Here is a 17,023-nt window from a genome sequence, read left to right as displayed (position 1 = left end):
CTCCTTGAGCTTGTTCCTGCGAATGCACCGTGCCCCATCCCAGCACACTCGGCACTCAAGAGCGGAAAAGTGATCTTCCTTACATTTTGCTATTGACAGCCTACTCCGTCGCTCCCTACGCTCGGGAACGTCAAAATGTGATCGTTCACACAGGGGTCTCTGTCAGCTTCCCCGTCACGTAGTCAGGAACTTTATGTCCACTCACGAAACAGCTCCCAGCACTCCTGAACGCGTCCGTGTCGGACTCGTCGGGGCCGGCGGTATCGCTACGGTCGCCCACCTGCCGACGCTGAAGTCCTTGGAATCACGGGTGGAGGTGGTGGGCATCACCGACCTCGATCCACACCGTGTCCGCCAGGTCGCAGAAGAATGGGGCATCCCTGGTCGCTATGACTCGGTGGACGAGCTGCTCTCTTCCGCCACACCGGATCTGCTGATCGTGTGCACCCCGCCTTCAGCCCACCGTGACGCCGTGATCAAGGGGCTCCGGTCTGGCGCCTGGGTCTGGTGCGAAAAGCCCCCGGTGCTCTCGCTGGCCGAGTACGACGAGATCCAGGCGGAGGAGACCAGCGGTGGACCGTACGCCTCCTTCGTGGTCCAGCATCGGTTCGGTTCCGGAGCCGCCACCTTGAAGCAGCAGGTGCAGGACGGAGACCTGGGCCGACCGCTGGTCGCCATGTGCAACACGCTCTGGTTCCGACCCCACTCCTACTACGAGGTGCCGTGGCGCGGACGGTGGGACACCGAAGGAGGCGGCCCCGCCATGGGCCACGGCATTCACCAGATGGACCTGCTCCTGGAGATTCTGGGGGACTGGTCCGAGGTCACAGCGAAGGCTGAGGCTCTGGATCGGGATGTGGAGACCGAGGACGTCTCCTTCGCGATCGTGCGGTTCGAGAACGGAGCTCTGGCTTCGGTGGTGAACAGCGTCCTCTCGCCCCGGGAGACGAGCTACCTGCGGTTCGACTTCCAAGACGCCACCGTGGAGCTGGAGCACCTCTACGGCTACGACAACTCCTCCTGGACCTGGACCCCCGCGGAGCATCGTGCCCAGGGCGATGACGAGCGGAGGCGGGTCATGGAGTCCTGGCTTCCCGCGGAGGACGTGCCGTCGTCCCACAAGCAACAACTCAGCGAGCTCCTGGACGCCATGACCGCCGGGGTTCGCCCCCGAGCCTCCGGTCACGACGGTCGACGGACCCTCGAGTTCATCTCCGCGCTCTACCAGTCCGCAGAGACGGGCCGGACGATTCGCAGGGAGGACCTGGCCAATGAAGGCATCTACTACACCGGAATGCACGATTCAAACTTCATCTACGGCAGCAGCCGCCTGGCCGAAGCTTCCCCCAGCAGCACCAAGCCATCTCACTGACCCTCACTCGCCACCACCAAAGGACACTCACACCGTGAACCACTTCGATGTGGAAACCTCCCAGGACGCGATCGCAGTCACTGTCGGAGACACCGAAATCCTCCGCTATGTCATCCACCCCGATTCACCCACAGACGAGGCCCCCAAGCCCTACCTCTACCCACTGCGATTCCTCGACGGCGCAGACGCCGCAGTCCGCCGCCCCTGGGACCACCGCTGGCACACCGGCCTGCAGTTCACCTGGTCCCATGTGGCCGACCAGAACTTCTGGGGCGGACCAACCTTCGCCGTGGAAGACGGCTATCAGATGCGCGGAAACCTCGGCACCATGAAACACACCGGATTCGCCGCCGAACCCGCTGGAGGCTCCGACGTCGTCTTCGACGAGACCCTGGAATGGATCACCTCCCGAGGCGAGCACTGGATCGACGAACACCGCGTTCAACGCGTCCACGCACTCGACACCGCTCGAGGAATCTGGGCCATCGACCTCAGCACAGAACTCACCAACGTCTCCGAGCAGACCCTCCCGCTGGGAAGCCCGACCACGGCCGGACGCCCCAACGCCGGCTACACAGGGTGGTTCTGGCGCGGCCCCCGCTCCTGGACCGGGTGCACCGTGGTCAATTCCACCGGCGACGAAGGTGAAGACCACACGATGGGCAAGGAGGCCGACTGGGTGGCCTTCTCCTCCGAGCACGACGACCTCGACGGCGGCGGCACAGTCCTGGCTTTTGCTGGCAGCTCGTCTTCCGAGGACACCGAGGTGCCACCGATGAAGTGGTTCACCCGGACCGGGATCTTCGCGGTCGCCAGCCAGTCCCCCGCCTTCGACCAGGAGATCCACCTCCCCGCCCAGGGCAGCCTGCGGCTGAATCATCGCTTCGTGTTCATCGCCAAGGTATGCAGCCGGGCGGAACTCGACGCCCTGGGAGAGGAGTTCGCGCTGCGATGACACACTCACCCGTGCAACGCGCCCTCCCGAGATTCCCCGGCGGGACCTCCCTGAGTCATCTGTGCGTCTATGACTGGGAGACCCCCGACGGGCTCCACGGCGGCTCCCCGCACCTGCACACCGTCTCCACAGAGGCCTACGTCGTCACCGCGGGCCGCGGAGAAGTCCACACCATCAGTGCCGAAGGACCAGCCCGAGACGAACTCGCTGCCGGGTCGCTGCTGTGGTTCACCCCCGGCACCATCCACCGGCTGATCAACCATGATCAGCTCGAAATGCAGGTGGTGATGTCCAACGCCGGACTGCCCGAGGCAGGCGACGCCGTGCTCACCTTCCCGGCCGAGGTCCTCGCCGACCCGGAGAAATACCAGGCCGCCGCCACACTGCCCCTCGACGCAGACGAGCCTGCTCGAGCGAAGGCCGCCCGAGCCCGCCGCGACCTCGCGATCGCCGGCTATGAAGAGCTCCTCGAGGCCATGACCAAACACGGCCCCCAGGCCCTGGAGCGGCTCTACGCGGCAGCAGGACACCTGGTCCGACCCAAGGTCGGGCAATGGAAGCAGATCTGGGAGGCCACGGTCCTCGCGGAAGCCGAACGCACTCGAGCCCAGCTCGACGCGCTCGACCACGGCGACGCGACCCACCTGAGCCAGGCCCAGGTCGTGCGCGCAGAACCACGCCCGGATCCCCGTCTCTATGGCATGTGCGGACGTCTTCAGACCTGGACAGGCCACGAAGCCCCTTTCGAGTGAATCCCCCTGACAGCAACGAACATCGGAGAAACCATGAAGAAAACAGCACGCGGCGCCAAAGTCGTCGCCGTCGCGTCCCTCGCTGCACTGACGATATCCGCCTGCGGCGGAGGCGGCGGTGATGATGATGAGAACATCAATCTTCGCTTCACCTGGTGGGGAGGCGATACCCGTCACGCGTACACCCAGGAGATCATCGACGCCTTCGAGGAGGAACACCCGAACATCACCATCAGCCCTGAGTTCGACTCCTGGGAAGGCTACTGGGACTCCCTCGCCACACAGTCTGCTGCACGGGACACCCCGGACATCATGCAGATGGATCTGTCGTACATCCGTGAATACATCGAGAACGGGCTGCTGTACGAGCTGGACCAGGTGAACACCGACGCCTTCACGGACGAGCTGCTCGCCACAGGCAGCTCTGAGGGGACCCTCTACGGGATGCCGATCGGCAGCACCTCGCTCACCATGATGACCAATGAGTCGGTCTTCGAGGACGCCGGCGTCGAGATGCCGGACGACGATACATGGACCTGGGATGACGTGACCCAGGTCGCCGCAGAAGTCTCGGAGAACTCGGAGGCCTACGGCCTGGCAAGACCCTTCAACGATGCAGGGGTGGGAATCTGGCTGCGCCAGCACAACGGCACGAACATGGTCACCGAGGACGGCGAAGTGGCATGGGAACCCGAAGACGTGGTGCCCTACTTCGAGATGCTCGGCGAAGCACTGGACTCTGGGGCTCTTCCCTCGGGGGCCCAGGTCAATGAGGACCGTGCCGCCGCATTGGAGCAGACCATGATCGCGACCGAAGGCGCTGCCATGGACGTCTGGTGGGACACCCAGATCAAGGTGCTCTCCAGCAACGAGGGTGTCGAGCTGACGCCCCTGAAGCTGCCCAGCGAATCGGGGAACGCTCAGGACGCACAGTTGTACTACAAGGCGTCCATGTTCTACTCGGTCTACGAAGGCACCGAGCACCCGGAGGAGGCTCAGATGTTCATCGACTACCTGGTCAACAATGAAGACGCTGGACGCCTGCAGCTGCTCGAGCGCGGCATTCCAGGCAATGCCGAGATCCGGGAAGCCATACGAGGTGATCTCGACGAGGACGAGACCGACCTTCTGGAATACAACGAAGGGCTCGAAGAAGTGGTCGCCGAGGCACCGCCACTCCCGCCCGAGGGCTTCGGCGCCGTGCAGGAGATCATCTGGCGCTACGAGGAGGAGTTCCTGTTCGGTCGAGTGAGCGCCGAGGAAGCAGCACAGCGCATGCATGACGAGATCGCCGGCGCCCTGGAGTAAGCCGGACAATCTGACGCCCCATTGATCGCTGGCCGCCTCGGTGCAGCAGATGGGCACGCACGACTGGATCCTCCTGCCTCGAGGCAGGGGGATCCAGTCGTGGGGCGCAGAATTCCACCACGAACCCACTCTTCTACAACGTGTAGAACACCGGTAGACTCGGCGGTGCACGGTGATGTGCACCCCCAGCGGAAGACGGTGACGGCTATGTTCGAACATCCCGACAATGATCCGGTCCTGGTGCTTGATGAGGACCAGTGCTGGAGCCTGCTGAAGGGCACCCAGCACGGACGGCTGGTCACCGTGGTGGGCGGTCGCGCGGACATCTTCCCGGTCAACTGCGCGGTCCAGCAGAACTCGATCGTGCTGCGCACCGCACCGGGATCGAAGCTCGCCGAGATGGCCGTCAATGAGAGCGTGGTCTTCGAAGCCGACGGCATCCTCGCCGATCAGGCCTGGTCCGTGGTGCTGCGTGGCACCGCCGCTCGGCTGGAGACCTCCGCAGAGCGGGAGCAGGCGGAGGAGCTCGGTCTCAAGCCGTGGGTGCCCACGCTGAAGGACTTCTTCGTGCGGATCAGCCCCGGGGAGCTCAGCGGGCGCCACTTCATCTTCGGCCCGCATCCCGAGCGCGAACTGGGCGAGGGCTCCGAGGTCGGCTGAGCTGAGCCCAGACGAGGACGGGGCCGCCCCTGAGAATCAGGAACGGCCCCGGACTGCGGTGTTGTGAGACTGTGGCGTCTCGGGGCGTCAGCCCTTGAAGATCTCGCGGAGCAGATCAGCGGTCTCGGACGGCGTCTTGCCGACCTTCACGCCTGCTGCCTCGAGTGCTTCCTTCTTGCCCTCGGCCGTGCCCGAGCCGCCGGAGACGATGGCGCCGGCGTGGCCCATGGTCTTGCCCTCGGGAGCGGTGAAGCCTGCCACGTAGCCCACCACGGGCTTGGTGACGTGGGCCTTGATGTACTCGGCCGCGCGCTCTTCGGCGTCGCCGCCGATCTCACCGATCATCACGATGGCCTTGGTCTCCGGATCGTTCTCGAAGGCCTCGAGCGCATCGATGTGCGTCGTGCCGATGACCGGGTCACCGCCGATGCCGATGGAGGTGGAGAACCCGATGTCGCGCAGCTCATACATCATCTGGTAGGTCAGGGTGCCTGACTTCGAGACCAGGCCGATGGGCCCGGCTTCGGTGATGTTGGACGGGGTGATGCCCGCCAGCGCCTGCCCCGGGGTGATGATGCCGGGGCAGTTGGGGCCGATGATCCGGGTGACAGGCTTGCCGTCGGCGCCGGTCTTGGTCAGCGAGAGGTTGAAGAACTCAGCCGAGTCCTGCACCGGGATGCCCTCGGTGATGACCACGAGCAGGCCGATGCCTGCCTCGATGGCCTCCACTGCTGCATCCTTGGCGAACTTCGGCGGCACGAAGGCCACCGAGACGTCGGCGCCGGTCTTCTCCATGGCCTCGGCCACGGACTCGAACACGGGCAGCTCGACGTCGGCGCCTGCCTTGTCCTTGTGGGACACGGTGGTGCCGGCCTTGCGGGCGTTGACGCCGCCGACGATGTTGGTGCCTGCTTTGAGCATCAGAGCGGTGTGCTTGGTGCCCTCACCGCCGGTGATGCCCTGCACGATGACCTTGGAGTCCTTGTTCAGGTAGATAGACATTGTGTGAGCAGGTCCTTACTTCTCAGTCTGCGCAGAGTGCGCGAGTTCGGCGGCCTTGTCGGCGCCGGCGTCCATGGTGTCAGCGGTGGTGACCAGCGGGTGGTTCGCCGCCTCAAGGATGCGGCGTCCCTCTTCCACGTTGTTGCCGTCGAGGCGCACCACGAGCGGCTTGGTGGCGGAGTCCCCGAGGATCTCGAGCGCCTTGACGATGCCGTTGGCCACCGCGTCACAGGAGGTGATGCCGCCGAAGACGTTGACGAAGACGGACTTCACCTGGTCATCACCGAGGATGACGTCAAGGCCGTTGGCCATGACCTCTGCCGAGGCGCCGCCGCCGATGTCCAGGAAGTTGGCGGGCTTGACCCCGCCGTGCGCCTCGCCTGCATAGGCGACGACGTCCAGGGTGGACATGACCAGACCGGCGCCGTTGCCGATGATGCCGACCTGACCGTCAAGCTTGACGTAGTTCAGGTCATTCTCCTTGGCCTTCGCCTCCAGCGGGTCCTCGGTCTGCTCGTCGACGAGCTCCGCGTGCTGGGGCTGGCGGAAGCCAGCGTTCTCGTCGATGGTGACCTTGCCGTCGAGGGCGATGATCTGCCCGTCGCCGGTCTTCACCAGCGGGTTCACCTCGACCAGCGTGGCGTCCTCCTTGGAGAAGACGGTCCACAGCTGCACGAAGGCGTTGGCGAGCTGCTCGTGCTGCTCTTCCGGGAATCCTGCCTGCTCGGCGATCTCCTTGGCCTTGGCCGCGTCGATGCCGGTGTTGGGGTCGATGCCCACGCGAGCCAGAGCCTCGGGCCGCTCTTCAGCGAGCTGCTCGATCTCCACGCCGCCCTCTTTGGAGCACATGGCGAGGTAGTTGCGGTTGGCTCGGTCCAGCAGGATCGAGAAGTAGTACTCATCTGCGATGTCTGCACCCTGGGCGATCATCACGCGGTGCACAGTGTGCCCCTTGATGTCCATGCCCAAGATGTCTGCAGCGTGCTGCTGCGCTTCATCGGCGCTCTTGGCAAGCTTGACGCCGCCGGCCTTGCCGCGGCCGCCGACCTTGACCTGAGCTTTGACTACGACGGTGCCACCGATCTTCTCGGCGGCCGCCTTCGCTTCTTCCGGGGTCTGCGCTACGATTCCGGCCAGCACGGGAACGCCGTGTGCCTCGAAGAGATCGCGCGCCTGGTACTCATACAGGTCCACGTGGGTGTCCTTCTGCGTCGAAGTCGTCTCTACTGGCGAAGGCAGGTGGCGTCACGCGCTTCACGCGCAGCGCTCAGCTGACCTTCTCAAGGGGAGCATATCGCAGGAGAAGTCTCTTCTCAGACCCGGCGAAGCTGACCTTGGCGACCGTCTTGGCACCGGTTCCTTCGACGGAGAGCACCTCGCCCACCCCGAAGCGCTTATGGCTCACGCGCTCTCCGGGGCTCAGGCTCGGGATCTCGCGATCGGGGTCCACCTGCGACGGCGCCGCCCCGCGGGTCGCCCCGGGCAAAGAGGAGGAGCTCTTCTCACTGTCCGCGGCCCCGTAGACGGTGGGCCCTGACCGGGCGGCACCGGAGCCGTAGGCGTTCGATCCGGCACCCCAGCTGGCACTGACGCTCCCACCCTGGATGGAGCCGCCGAATCCGGCCGAGCCGAAGCGCGGGCCTCGAGAGCTCGACGACGCGGCGTCGACCTCCATGAGCTCCTCCGGAATCTCTCCGAGGAATTGGCTGGGCGGATTGAACTGGTGCTGGCCCCAGAGGTGCCGGGACTCGGCGCGGGAGAGGTAGAGCCGCTGGCGCGCACGGGTGAGCCCGACGTAGGCCAGGCGCCGTTCCTCGGCGAGTTCATCGGGGTCAGACATGGAGCGCGAGTGCGGGAAGATGCCATGTTCCATGCCGGTGAGGAACACCACCGGGAACTCCAGTCCCTTGGCGGTGTGCAGGGTCATCAGCGTCACCTGTCCCTGCTCCATGGCGAGGCGCTGGGACTCCTCGTCACCGGCGGAGGGGATGGCGTCGGCATCGGCTACCAGGGAGACCTGTTCCAGGAAGTTCGCCAGCGCACCTGGACCCTCCTGCGGACCAGCTCCGGCGAGCGCTGATTCACCTTCCAGCGTGGAGGCATCGTCCTGGTTGCTGGGTGCCGCGTCCGCGGCGGCCGCCTCGGCCTCGTACTCCTTGACCACGGCGACCAGCTCACCGAGGTTGTCCGCCCGGGACTCGTCCTGGAGATCCTTGGACTGCCGCAGCGCCTCGAGCATGCCGGACTGCTCCAGGACCGCCTCCAGCACCACCGAGGGCTTGCCGTCCTGGTTGAGCTGGATGAGGTCGTCGATCATCCGCACGAAGGAGGCGATGGCCTTGAGTGAGCGGGTGGCGATCTTCGGCGCGGACTCCGCGCGGCGCAGCGCCTCGAGGAATGTGGTCCGCTCCCGGGTGGCCAGCGTCGCCACGGCACCCTCGGCGCGTTCTCCGATGCCACGCTTGGGCTCGTTGAGGATGCGGCGCAGGTTGACGTCGTCGTCGGGGTTGTTGACCACCCGCAGGTAGGCCAGTGCGTCCTTGATCTCTTTGCGGTCGTAGAACCGGGTCCCGCCGATCACCCGGTACGGGATGCCGCGGTTGATGAGCCGCTCCTCCAGGGACCGCGACTGCGCATTGGTCCGGTAGAAGACGGCGACGTCGGAGGGTTTGATGCCGTGCGAGTCACCGAGCGAGTCGATGGTCCGGGAGATCCATTCGGCTTCGTCGTTCTCCGAGGGCGCCACGTGCAGCACGATCGGGGACCCCTCCCCCAGATCCGTCCAGAGCTTCTTCTCGGTGCGGTTCGGGTTCTGCGAGATCACCGCATTCGCAGCATTGAGGATGGTCTGCGTGGAGCGATAGTTCTGCTCGAGCTTGATCGTGGTGGCGTCGGGGTAGTCACGCGCGAACTCCACGATGTTGCGGATGTCGGCTCCGCGGAAGGCGTAGATGGACTGGTCGGAGTCACCCACGACGGTCAGCTCCGCTCCGGGCGTCGCCGCCTCCCCGGCGCCGTCACCGGCGGGGCCGGTGAGCTGGCGCACGAGCCGGTACTGGGCGTGGTTGGTGTCCTGGTACTCATCGACCAGCACGTGACGGAAGCGACGTCGGTAGCTGTCCAGGATGCGCGGGAAGGCGTCGAACATGTAGACGGTCTCGGCGAGGAGGTCATCGAAGTCATAGGCGTTGGCGGCGCGCAGCCGCTCGGAGTACTCGCGATACACCGTGGAGACGGCCTCGGAGAAGGGCTCGTGAGCGGCGGTGGCCTGGAAGGCTTCGGCGTCGATGAGCTCGTTCTTCAGCGCCGAGATCTTGTTCTTCAGCGCCCGCGGGGCGAACCGCTTGGGGTCCAGGTCATGGGATTTGGCGATGGTCGTGATCAGTCGCAGCGAGTCGGCGCTGTCATAGATGGTGAACGTGGTCCGCCGCCCCAGATGAGCCGCCTCCGCGCGAAGAATGCGCACACAGGAGGAATGGAAGGTGGAGATCCACATGCGCTCGGCTGAGGGCCCGATCATCTCTGCGATGCGGTCCTTCATCTCCCGTGCGGCCTTGTTGGTGAAGGTGATCGCCAGGATCTCATGCGGGCGCGCGGCGCCGCTGCGCAGCAGGTGCACGACCCGGCGGGTGAGCACTCGCGTCTTGCCCGAGCCTGCTCCGGCCACGATCAGCAGCGGCGACCCTGAGTGGAGCACGGCTGCCTGCTGCTCCGGGTTGAGCTCGGCGACGGCGTCGGCCGGGGTCGCGGATCCAGGGTTGGAGGGCTGCTCGGCAGGGGTCGCTTTCGGCGGGGTGAAGAGGAAATCCATGGTGGTCCCAGTCTACTGGGCGAAGCTGACACCGATCAGGGACGCCAGGGGTCCGAACCTCTGCCAGACTGGAAGCACACAGATTTATTCAGGAGGGTCATGTCCAAGCGGCGCAAGAAGGTGCGGGGCAACCCTGCGAGGCAGGCCCGGCCTGCCGAGCCCACCAGCCAGCCCGGGGGTCTGCGCGGTTTTCGGCAGGCGCGCCGCGAAGGCCGGGACACCTCGACGGCCCCACAGCGCCGCGATGAGGTCCGCGGCGGGTATCTCAGCGAGGCGAATCGACGCGCGGCTGAGGGCGCCGACTCGAACCCCCATCTGCTGCTCTACTCGCTGCTCGGCCTGATGGTCCTGCTCTTCGCCTACCTGCACCTCTACGCTCTGCCGCAGATGAACTACTTCGCCGGCGGGTTCTCCATGCCGGATGCCCGACTCTTCGGCTACTCCGTGGAGGACATCGAACGGCTGCGCAACGTCATGGACTCTGACGGCACCGGCCAGCTCAGCTTCCTGCACCGCACGGCCGGGATCCTGTTCCCGCTGTCCTTCGTGCTCTCTGCCTGGGCGGTCGTCGGTCTGGTGATGCGCCGCGGGGTGTTCCGCTGGATGGTGCTGGCCGGGGCGGCGATCTTCGCCGTGGTCGACATCACCGAGAACTTCCTGATCGATCAGATCCTCACCATGGAGCCGCTGGAGGAGTCGCTGGTCGCAGTCTCCTCGGCGTTCACGGTGACCAGCTGGGCCCTGCTGATGATCATCGGCGCTGTGGTGATCGGCTCAGTGGTGATGAGCCTGATCAGCCGCGGCGTGGAACGGGCCTAGAGCCCGTGCTGCTGCGGCCGCGAATCGTTCACCGATGATCTGGTGGGTCGCGGCATCCGGGTGCAGCGCGTCAGGGAGCGGGTGTTCCTCCGCATCCTCGGCTGAGTAGAGCTCCCGCCCGTCGAGCAGGTGCAGGTTCGAGTCACTTGCCGCTCGCTCCGCGACGATCCGCTCGAGCTCCGTGCGGATGACCTCGAGCGTGAGCTTTCCACTCGCGGTCTCGGCGGGGTCTCCGGTGGCGCGAAAGCGCACGACCCCATGCTTGAGCGCCTCGTGGTCGAAGGCCCCGGGCCCGGGGGTCTGCTCGTGGATGGGACAGCTCAGCGGCGAGATCACCACCAGCGGGGTCGTGGGATGTCCCTCTCGAATGGTGTCGAGGAAGCCGTGCACGGCCGGGCCGAAGGCGCGCAGCCGCATCAGGTCGGCGTTGACCAGGTTGATCCCGAGCTCAAGGCTGATGGCATCGGCGGGGGCGTCACGGATGCTTCGGGCCACGAAGGGGTCCAGCAGCGCGCTGCCGCCGAAGCCCAGGTTCACCAGCTGAACTCCAGCCAGCCGCGCCGCCACCGCCGGCCAGATCCCGGTCGGGCGGGCGGCGTTGGATCCCTGACTGATGGAGCTGCCGTGGTGCATCCACACCGGGAGGGCAGACGCGACGGGTTCCCCTGGGGCGTTGCTGCGCAGTTCGACAAGCTCGGTGGTCTCGTTGTGCGGGAGCCAGATCTCGAGGTCCTTCACCCCGGCCGGAAGCTCGGCGAAGCGGGCGACATGGGTCCGATCCACGTCTCGCTCCACGGCACCGGTCCGCATGTCGATGGTCGTGGTGACCCCTCCGGAGGTCACCGAATGGTCGATCACCGCGCCATGGTGGACCAGCTCGATCACCCCATCGGGGCGCGGCGGCACGCCTGCATAGGCGGTCCGTGAGCGCCAGGTCTCCAGCTCGAGAATGGTCGCCTCGGTGCGCAGCGCAATGCGCACCCCGGAGGACTGGGCCTCCACCATCGCCAGCTGGGGGTCGGCGTTCTGCGCGCGGGCCCAGCCGGGCAGCCGGTGAGGCAGGATGCCGTGCTCGGTGTCCTCCAGCTCGAGGGCTCCGCGCAAGAGTGCCGGAGACAGCGGGACGGGGGTCAACAGGTCGTGGGTCATCGGGGATCCTCAGCTCGTGGTGGCGGGGGTTCTTCGTCAGGGGCGGTGGACCAGCTGCGGAACAGTGTGTCGAGGCCGTGGATGATCTGTGCCCAGCTCTCGGCGGCCGGCGGCGAGCTGTGATCGAAGCTCCCACTCATCTCCAGCGTGATGAAGCCGCGCACAGTGCTGCCGAGCATGCGCACCGCGTGGACATGTGACTCGGGGTCCACGGTGTAGCCGCGCAGCACGGCCTCGGTGAACCGGGCATGTCGCGGACCGGCGCTGCCGGCGGCAGTCTCCGCATCCAGTCCTGCGGCAGCAGCCGAGGCGGTGAAGCGTCCAGGATGCTGCCAGGCGTAGTCCCGGTAGGAGTTCGCAAGACCCGTGAGCGCCGCCTTGCCGGCCAATCCAGCCACCGCCTCCGCTGCCCGGTCGGCCATCTCTTCCAGTGCCAGCAGCGTCACCTGTTCTCGAAGTTCACCGGTGCCGCTGACATGGGAATACAGGCTCGGGGTTTGGACGCCGCAGCGTCGGGCCACCTCGGCGAGCGTGACGCGCTCGAACCCCAGCTCGTCAGCGAGCTCAGCACCGACGGCGGCCAGCCGCGCCCTGGTGATGCCTGCCCGGGCCATCTTTCCCTCCTTCTGGATCCCAAAAAACTATGCCTATTAGTTTTTAAGCTACAGCACTAAGGACGAGCGTGCCAGTGCGTCCGGGGGCCGGTCGCGCCACAGCAGTCGGTCTCGCAGGTAGGATGATCCGGTGCTGTCCCGGAACGGGCAGCGCTCGCGGCGCTCTCCGCCGCAGCCCTCCGTAGCTCAGGGGATAGAGCACCGCTCTCCTAAAGCGGGTGTCGCAGGTTCGAATCCTGCCGGGGGGACCTTCGTCCCGCGAGGTGATCCGCCAGCAGTCGCGTCTGCGCCTCGCGTCCGAGCAGCCGGTACGCCTGCACCCAGTCCTCCGCGCGAGCCATCCGCAGCCCCCTCCAACGGTCTCCGGCCCTTGCGGGGATGCGGATCACTCCCTCGGTGGAGTCCAGGGCGAAGCCGACGAGCACGTCGATGCTGTGATCTCCTGCGTCCACCTCGATCGCGGCGTCGGTGTGAAAAATTCCTGAGCGTGGCTTGCGACGGTGCGGCAGCTCCAGCTCCTCGAGCAGCTGCTCGACGACTGTCGGCTCCGCGTCGACGACGAGGTCCCAGTCGTGCACCTCACCGACGAGTTCCAGACTCGCCAGGAGCCCCGATCCTCCGACGACGTTGTCGATCCCCTGCCCATCCAGGGCCTTCTGGAGGATCAGGATGCTGTCCAACGGGGGCATGGCCACCGTGGGCGGGGACTGAGGGTCCGGGGCGGGGTCCATGGGCTCACGATACTCGGCAGTGTGACGTTGCCCGGACTCAGGAATCTCTGCCCGCGCCTGGCGGTTGGCCTGTTCAGTACGGCTCGATGAGTCTCACGGGCCACCACGCACGAAAGGAACTCCTCCATGACTTCTTCCACCCAGGCCGGCCAGGTGCAGGACAAGCTCTTCTCTCCCCTCTCACTCGGCGCCATCGAGCTGGACAACCGGCTCGTGATGGCTCCCTTGACGCGCATCCGTGCGGATGCGGACGGGGTCCCCAACGAGATGATGGTGGAGTACTACACCCAGCGCGCCTCGCTAGGACTGATCGTCACCGAGGGCACCTTCCCGGTCCTGGAGGGACGCACCTGGATCGGTCAGCCCGGCCTGGAGACTGCGGATCAGGTCAGCGGATGGCGTCGAGTCACCGATTCGGTGCATGCCGCAGGCGGAAAGATCATCGCGCAGATCATGCACGGTGGCCGCATCGGTCATGAGCTGATCTCCGGCACCGGCCGCGTCGTCGCACCGAGCGCCCTGGCCGCACCCGGCGAGATCCGCACACCGGAGGGGAAGTCGGCCCACCCGGTGCCCCACGCGCTGAGCACCGAAGAGGTCGCAGAGACGATCACGGCGTTCACCCAGGCTTCGAAGAATGCGATCGAGGCCGGGTTCGACGGCGTGCAGCTCCACGGCGCCAATGGCTACCTGCTGCATGAGTTCACCGCACCGGCGTCCAACACGCGCAGCGACCAGTACGGCGGCTCCCCCGAGAACCGGGCGCGGCTCTCCGTCGAGGTCGCCGCGTCGGTCTCGGCCGCGATCGGCGCGGACCGCACCGGCATTCGACTCTCTCCTCAGCACAACATCCAGGGTGCGCTGGAAGAGGATCACGAGGACGCGCTGGCGACCTACCGGGTGATGGCCGAGGGCTTCGCCCCGCTCGGACTGAGCCACATCGATGTGCTCAACGCTGATCCGGCGAGCGAGATCGTGCAGATGATCCGCCGCGTCTCCGGTGCGCCTCTGATCGCGAACAGCGGCTTCGGGGTCCAGACCACGCGCGAGGAGGCCGTGCGCCTCGTCGCCGAAGACCTGGCTGAGGCCGTGGGGGTGGGCCGCTCGGTCATCGCCAACCCGGACCTCGCCCACCGCTGGGAGATGGGCCTGGAGGAGAACGAAGCCGACCCGTCGACCTTCTATGTCGGTGGCGAACGTGGCTACACGGACTACCCCGCGCTGCGGAACTGACCGCTCAGCGGAGTCGTTTGAACCCTTCGGCCTTCTTCGCCGAACCTGAGACCAGGATGACGTCCTCGGCGGCAAGCACCGTCTGCGCCGTCGCCGGCTCCCAGTGCCCGCCGGCATGCTTCACCGCGGTGATGGTGACTCCATGCCGGCGTCGCACGTCGAGCTCGCCGAGCGGCTTTCCGAGGATGCCCTGGTGCGGGGTGGTCTTGGCCAGGGCGAAGTCCTCGTCGATCAGGATGTAGTCCTGCAGGCTGCCGCGGACCATGTGCGCGACCCGACGGCCCATGTCCTGTTCCGGAAAGACGATGTGACGGACGCCGAGCTGTTCCAGGATCGCCCGGTGCGCCTCGCTCACGGCCTTGGCCCAGAGCTCATTGATGTTGAACTGCAGCATCAGCGAGGTGGCCAGGATGCTGGCCTCCAGGTTTGACGCGATGGAGATGACCACGTGGTCGAACTCGTCCACCGAGAGCTGCCGCAGCGCCTCCTCGTTGGTCGCATCGGCAGCGACCACATGAGTGAGCTTGCCGTTGAGTGACTGCACCACGTTCTCATCGCGATCGATCCCGAGCACGTCGGTGCCGTGAGCCATCAGCTCCAGCGCCAGTGCGCGCCCGAAACGGCCCAGTCCGATCACTGCCACCGAGTCTGGACGGGCGACGTCGCCCGGGTTGGTGCCTCCGAAGAGCTTGAAATTAGCCAATGATGGGCCTTTCCTTGGGCAGTTCATACATGGTGCGACGCTCACGCAGCGCGAGAGCGGAGGCGAAGGTGATCGGGCCGACGCGGCCGATGAACATCAGCAGCACCAGCAGCGCCTGGCCGACCGCGGGCAGGTCCGCGGTGATGCCGGTGGAGAGTCCGACTGTGGCGAAGGCGGAGACCGTCTCGAAGAGGACCTGGTCCAGCGGGAGCCCGGTCAGGTGCATCAGCGCGCCGGTGACCAGCACGATCAGCGCGGTGGCCAGCAGCACCACAGAGATCGCCTGACGATGCACCGCGCGGGAGAGACGCTTGCCGAAGATGTTGACCGCAGCGCCTCCACGCAGCTCGGCGAAGAGGATGAACAGCAGCACCGCGAAGGTGGTCACCTTGATGCCGCCGGCGGTGCCCGCGGGAGCTCCGCCGATGAACATCAGGGCATCCAGGCCCAGCCAGGTGGTCGGCTCCATCGCGGAGATGTCCACGCTGTTGAAGCCGGCGGTGCGGGTCTGCACGGATTGGAAGAAGCTGGCGAGGAGCTTCTCGGACCAGTTCAGCGGGCCCAGGGTGGCGGGATTCGACCATTCCAGCGCGAGGATGAACCCGGTGCCGCCCACCAGCAGCACGGTGGTGGCCCAGAGGACGATCCGGGTGTGCATGGACCAGAGCCTCGGGGTGCGGTAACGACGGCGCAGCTGCAGGATCACCGGAAAGCCGAGACCACCGAGGATGATCGCGGCGGCCATCGACAGGCAGACGACCGGGTCCCCCACGAACTGCATCAGCGAGTCGTTGAAGAGCGAGAACCCAGCGTTGTTGAACGCTGATATCGCATGGAAGAGACCCTGCCAGAGGGCTTCGCCGAACGTCATCTCATAGCTCAGCCAGAAGCGCAGGGTCAGGATCACCGTCAGCACAAGCTCGACGATCAATGAGATCTTCACGATGCCCAGGATGAGCGAGCGCAGGTCCGCCAGCCCCAGACTCTTGGCCTCCGCGGCGGCAAGCAGCTTGGACCGCAGCGAGAGGCGGCCCAGCACGATCAGGCCCACCACGGTCGCGAAGGTCATCACCCCGAACCCGCCCAGCTGGATGAGGACCAGAATCACCACCTGGCCCAGCGCCGACCAGTGGGCCCCGGTGTCCACCACGGTCAGGCCGGTGACGCAGAGCGCAGAGGTGGCGGTGAAGAGGGCGTGGATGAAGCTGGTCTCCTCGCCGGCGGCCGTCGCCGCAGGGAGCATGAGGATGCCCGTACCGAGGCCTGTCACCAGGAGAAAGCCGAGGAAGATGAGCTGCACCGGGGTCATCCGGCGAAGCGACACCCGCGCGGTCGCGGGCTCAGGTTGAGTCACAAAGCTGAATCGTAGACCTGTGCGGCGAAAAGCTTCAATCCACCGGCCACCGGCGGGCCGGAAGGAGCGTTAACCAGATCGACCCCCTGTCTTCGCATCAGCGGAGACAGGGGGTCGATCTTTTGAGGTTCTGTTCATCGAACCCGAGATGCTCAGCGTCAGACGGCTAAAGAGCCATCCTCGGCGAACTCAGAGAAGCTCAGAGCGGGTTGACGTTCTCAGCCTGCAGACCCTTGGGGCCGCGGGCGGTCTCGAACTCAACCTTCTGGTTCTCCTCGAGGGAACGGAAGCCGGAAGTGGTGATCGCGCTGAAGTGCACGAAGACATCGTCTGAGCCGTCTTCGGGGGCAATGAAGCCGTAGCCCTTTTCAGCGTTGAACCATTTAACTGTGCCAGTGGCCATGATGTTTCCTTAATATACTTGCTCTTGCTACGCATCGATCTCACGATGCATGTTCCGCAACCAGCCTGGCCGGCCAGAGGCGGTGTCTACTGGGTCAACGGCAGAATTGCAGAAGCCATGTAGTACTCCGTCAGCCTACGCTAATAATCCACTGAGG

The 17,023-nt window shown here is 65.9% G+C and carries 15 protein-coding genes and 1 tRNA gene; 8 read left to right on the top strand and 8 right to left on the bottom strand.

The window, feature by feature from the left end:
- Positions 1–193 precede the first annotated feature (193 nt).
- The 5 genes from H4W26_RS10440 (at position 194) to H4W26_RS10420 (ending at position 5,047) form a co-directional block, all read left to right on the top strand.
- Positions 194–1,372, top strand: coding sequence for a Gfo/Idh/MocA family protein (locus H4W26_RS10440; RefSeq protein WP_192592180.1), 1,179 nt, complete (start codon positions 194–196; stop codon positions 1,370–1,372).
- A gap of 34 nt (positions 1,373–1,406) precedes the next feature.
- Positions 1,407–2,327, top strand: coding sequence for a DUF6807 domain-containing protein (locus H4W26_RS10435; RefSeq protein WP_318779858.1), 921 nt, complete (start codon positions 1,407–1,409; stop codon positions 2,325–2,327).
- Positions 2,324–3,079: a cupin domain-containing protein gene (locus H4W26_RS10430; RefSeq protein WP_192592178.1), complete on the top strand. Its 756-nt coding sequence runs from the start codon at positions 2,324–2,326 to the stop codon at positions 3,077–3,079. The genes H4W26_RS10435 and H4W26_RS10430 overlap by 4 nt, the downstream gene beginning before the upstream one ends.
- Before the next feature lie 33 nt (positions 3,080–3,112).
- A complete protein-coding gene (locus tag H4W26_RS10425; RefSeq protein WP_192592177.1) occupies positions 3,113–4,387 on the top strand; it encodes an ABC transporter substrate-binding protein in 1,275 nt (424 codons plus the stop codon).
- 207 nt (positions 4,388–4,594) lie between these two features.
- Positions 4,595–5,047 carry a pyridoxamine 5'-phosphate oxidase family protein gene (locus H4W26_RS10420; protein WP_192592176.1) on the top strand — a complete coding sequence of 151 codons (453 nt, stop codon included), beginning with the start codon at positions 4,595–4,597 and terminating at the stop codon, positions 5,045–5,047.
- An 87-nt stretch (positions 5,048–5,134) separates the two neighbouring features.
- On the opposite strand, the gene sucD is transcribed toward H4W26_RS10420, so the two are convergent.
- The 3 genes from sucD to H4W26_RS10405 form a co-directional block, all read right to left on the bottom strand.
- A complete protein-coding gene (sucD, locus tag H4W26_RS10415) occupies positions 5,135–6,049 on the bottom strand; it encodes a succinate--CoA ligase subunit alpha (protein ID WP_192592175.1) in 915 nt (304 codons plus the stop codon).
- Between the two features lie 15 nt (positions 6,050–6,064).
- On the bottom strand, positions 6,065–7,243 hold the full coding sequence (gene sucC, locus H4W26_RS10410) for an ADP-forming succinate--CoA ligase subunit beta (RefSeq protein ID WP_192592174.1): 1,179 nt from the start codon (positions 7,241–7,243) through the stop codon (positions 6,065–6,067).
- Between the two features lie 73 nt (positions 7,244–7,316).
- Positions 7,317–9,860, bottom strand: a complete 2,544-nt coding sequence (locus tag H4W26_RS10405) for an ATP-dependent helicase (protein WP_192592173.1) — start codon at positions 9,858–9,860, stop codon at positions 7,317–7,319.
- Positions 9,861–9,959: 99 nt separating this feature from the next.
- On the opposite strand from H4W26_RS10405, the gene H4W26_RS10400 reads away from it, so the two are divergent.
- Positions 9,960–10,679, top strand: coding sequence for a hypothetical protein (locus H4W26_RS10400; protein ID WP_192592172.1), 720 nt, complete (start codon positions 9,960–9,962; stop codon positions 10,677–10,679).
- Here H4W26_RS10400 and H4W26_RS10395 read toward each other — a convergent pair.
- The gene (locus H4W26_RS10395) at positions 10,635–11,828 is read right to left on the bottom strand and encodes an SGNH/GDSL hydrolase family protein (protein ID WP_192592171.1); all 1,194 of its coding nucleotides are present in this window, start codon (positions 11,826–11,828) and stop codon (positions 10,635–10,637) included. The genes H4W26_RS10400 and H4W26_RS10395 overlap by 45 nt on opposite strands.
- Positions 11,825–12,442 (bottom strand): TetR/AcrR family transcriptional regulator, encoded by a 618-nt coding sequence (locus tag H4W26_RS10390; protein ID WP_192592170.1) that lies wholly within the window; start codon positions 12,440–12,442, stop codon positions 11,825–11,827. The genes H4W26_RS10395 and H4W26_RS10390 overlap by 4 nt, the downstream gene beginning before the upstream one ends.
- A gap of 175 nt (positions 12,443–12,617) precedes the next feature.
- On the opposite strand from H4W26_RS10390, the gene H4W26_RS10385 reads away from it, so the two are divergent.
- Positions 12,618–12,690: transfer RNA gene (locus H4W26_RS10385), tRNA-Arg, on the top strand.
- A 609-nt stretch (positions 12,691–13,299) separates the two neighbouring features.
- Positions 13,300–14,406 carry an alkene reductase gene (locus H4W26_RS10380; RefSeq protein ID WP_192592169.1) on the top strand — a complete coding sequence of 369 codons (1,107 nt, stop codon included), beginning with the start codon at positions 13,300–13,302 and terminating at the stop codon, positions 14,404–14,406.
- 4 nt (positions 14,407–14,410) lie between these two features.
- Here H4W26_RS10380 and H4W26_RS10375 read toward each other — a convergent pair whose 3' ends face one another.
- The 3 genes from H4W26_RS10375 to H4W26_RS10365 form a co-directional block, all read right to left on the bottom strand.
- A complete protein-coding gene (locus tag H4W26_RS10375; protein ID WP_225939999.1) occupies positions 14,411–15,109 on the bottom strand; it encodes a potassium channel family protein in 699 nt (232 codons plus the stop codon).
- A complete protein-coding gene (locus H4W26_RS10370) occupies positions 15,102–16,418 on the bottom strand; it encodes a TrkH family potassium uptake protein (RefSeq protein WP_192592724.1) in 1,317 nt (438 codons plus the stop codon). The genes H4W26_RS10375 and H4W26_RS10370 overlap by 8 nt, the downstream gene beginning before the upstream one ends.
- Positions 16,419–16,662: 244 nt before the next feature.
- Positions 16,663–16,866: a cold-shock protein gene (locus H4W26_RS10365; protein ID WP_036473143.1), complete on the bottom strand. Its 204-nt coding sequence runs from the start codon at positions 16,864–16,866 to the stop codon at positions 16,663–16,665.
- Positions 16,867–17,023 lie beyond the last annotated feature (157 nt).

Origin of the sequence: Nesterenkonia halotolerans (assembly GCF_014874065.1) — a bacterium.
In the GTDB taxonomy this organism is placed as follows: Bacteria; Actinomycetota; Actinomycetes; order Actinomycetales; family Micrococcaceae; genus Nesterenkonia; species Nesterenkonia halotolerans.
This window is presented reverse-complemented; position numbering and strand designations above follow the sequence as displayed.

Bases quoted from the DNA above. Each gene is read 5' to 3' on its own strand.
- H4W26_RS10365 (WP_036473143.1), bottom strand. From the start codon at position 16,866: ATGGCCACTGGCACAGTTAAATGGTTCAACGCTGAAAAGGGCTACGGC.
- H4W26_RS10425 (WP_192592177.1), top strand. From the start codon at position 3,113: ATGAAGAAAACAGCACGCGGCGCCAAAGTCGTCGCCGTCGCGTCCCTC.
- H4W26_RS10390 (WP_192592170.1), bottom strand. From the start codon at position 12,442: ATGGCCCGGGCAGGCATCACCAGGGCGCGGCTGGCCGCCGTCGGTGCT.
- H4W26_RS10420 (WP_192592176.1), top strand. From the start codon at position 4,595: ATGTTCGAACATCCCGACAATGATCCGGTCCTGGTGCTTGATGAGGAC.
- H4W26_RS10380 (WP_192592169.1), top strand. From the start codon at position 13,300: ATGACTTCTTCCACCCAGGCCGGCCAGGTGCAGGACAAGCTCTTCTCT.
- H4W26_RS10395 (WP_192592171.1), bottom strand. From the start codon at position 11,828: ATGACCCACGACCTGTTGACCCCCGTCCCGCTGTCTCCGGCACTCTTG.
- H4W26_RS10370 (WP_192592724.1), bottom strand. From the start codon at position 16,418: ATGACCCCGGTGCAGCTCATCTTCCTCGGCTTTCTCCTGGTGACAGGC.
- H4W26_RS10400 (WP_192592172.1), top strand. From the start codon at position 9,960: ATGTCCAAGCGGCGCAAGAAGGTGCGGGGCAACCCTGCGAGGCAGGCC.
- H4W26_RS10430 (WP_192592178.1), top strand. From the start codon at position 2,324: ATGACACACTCACCCGTGCAACGCGCCCTCCCGAGATTCCCCGGCGGG.
- sucD (WP_192592175.1), bottom strand. From the start codon at position 6,049: ATGTCTATCTACCTGAACAAGGACTCCAAGGTCATCGTGCAGGGCATC.
- H4W26_RS10440 (WP_192592180.1), top strand. From the start codon at position 194: ATGTCCACTCACGAAACAGCTCCCAGCACTCCTGAACGCGTCCGTGTC.
- H4W26_RS10405 (WP_192592173.1), bottom strand. From the start codon at position 9,860: ATGGATTTCCTCTTCACCCCGCCGAAAGCGACCCCTGCCGAGCAGCCC.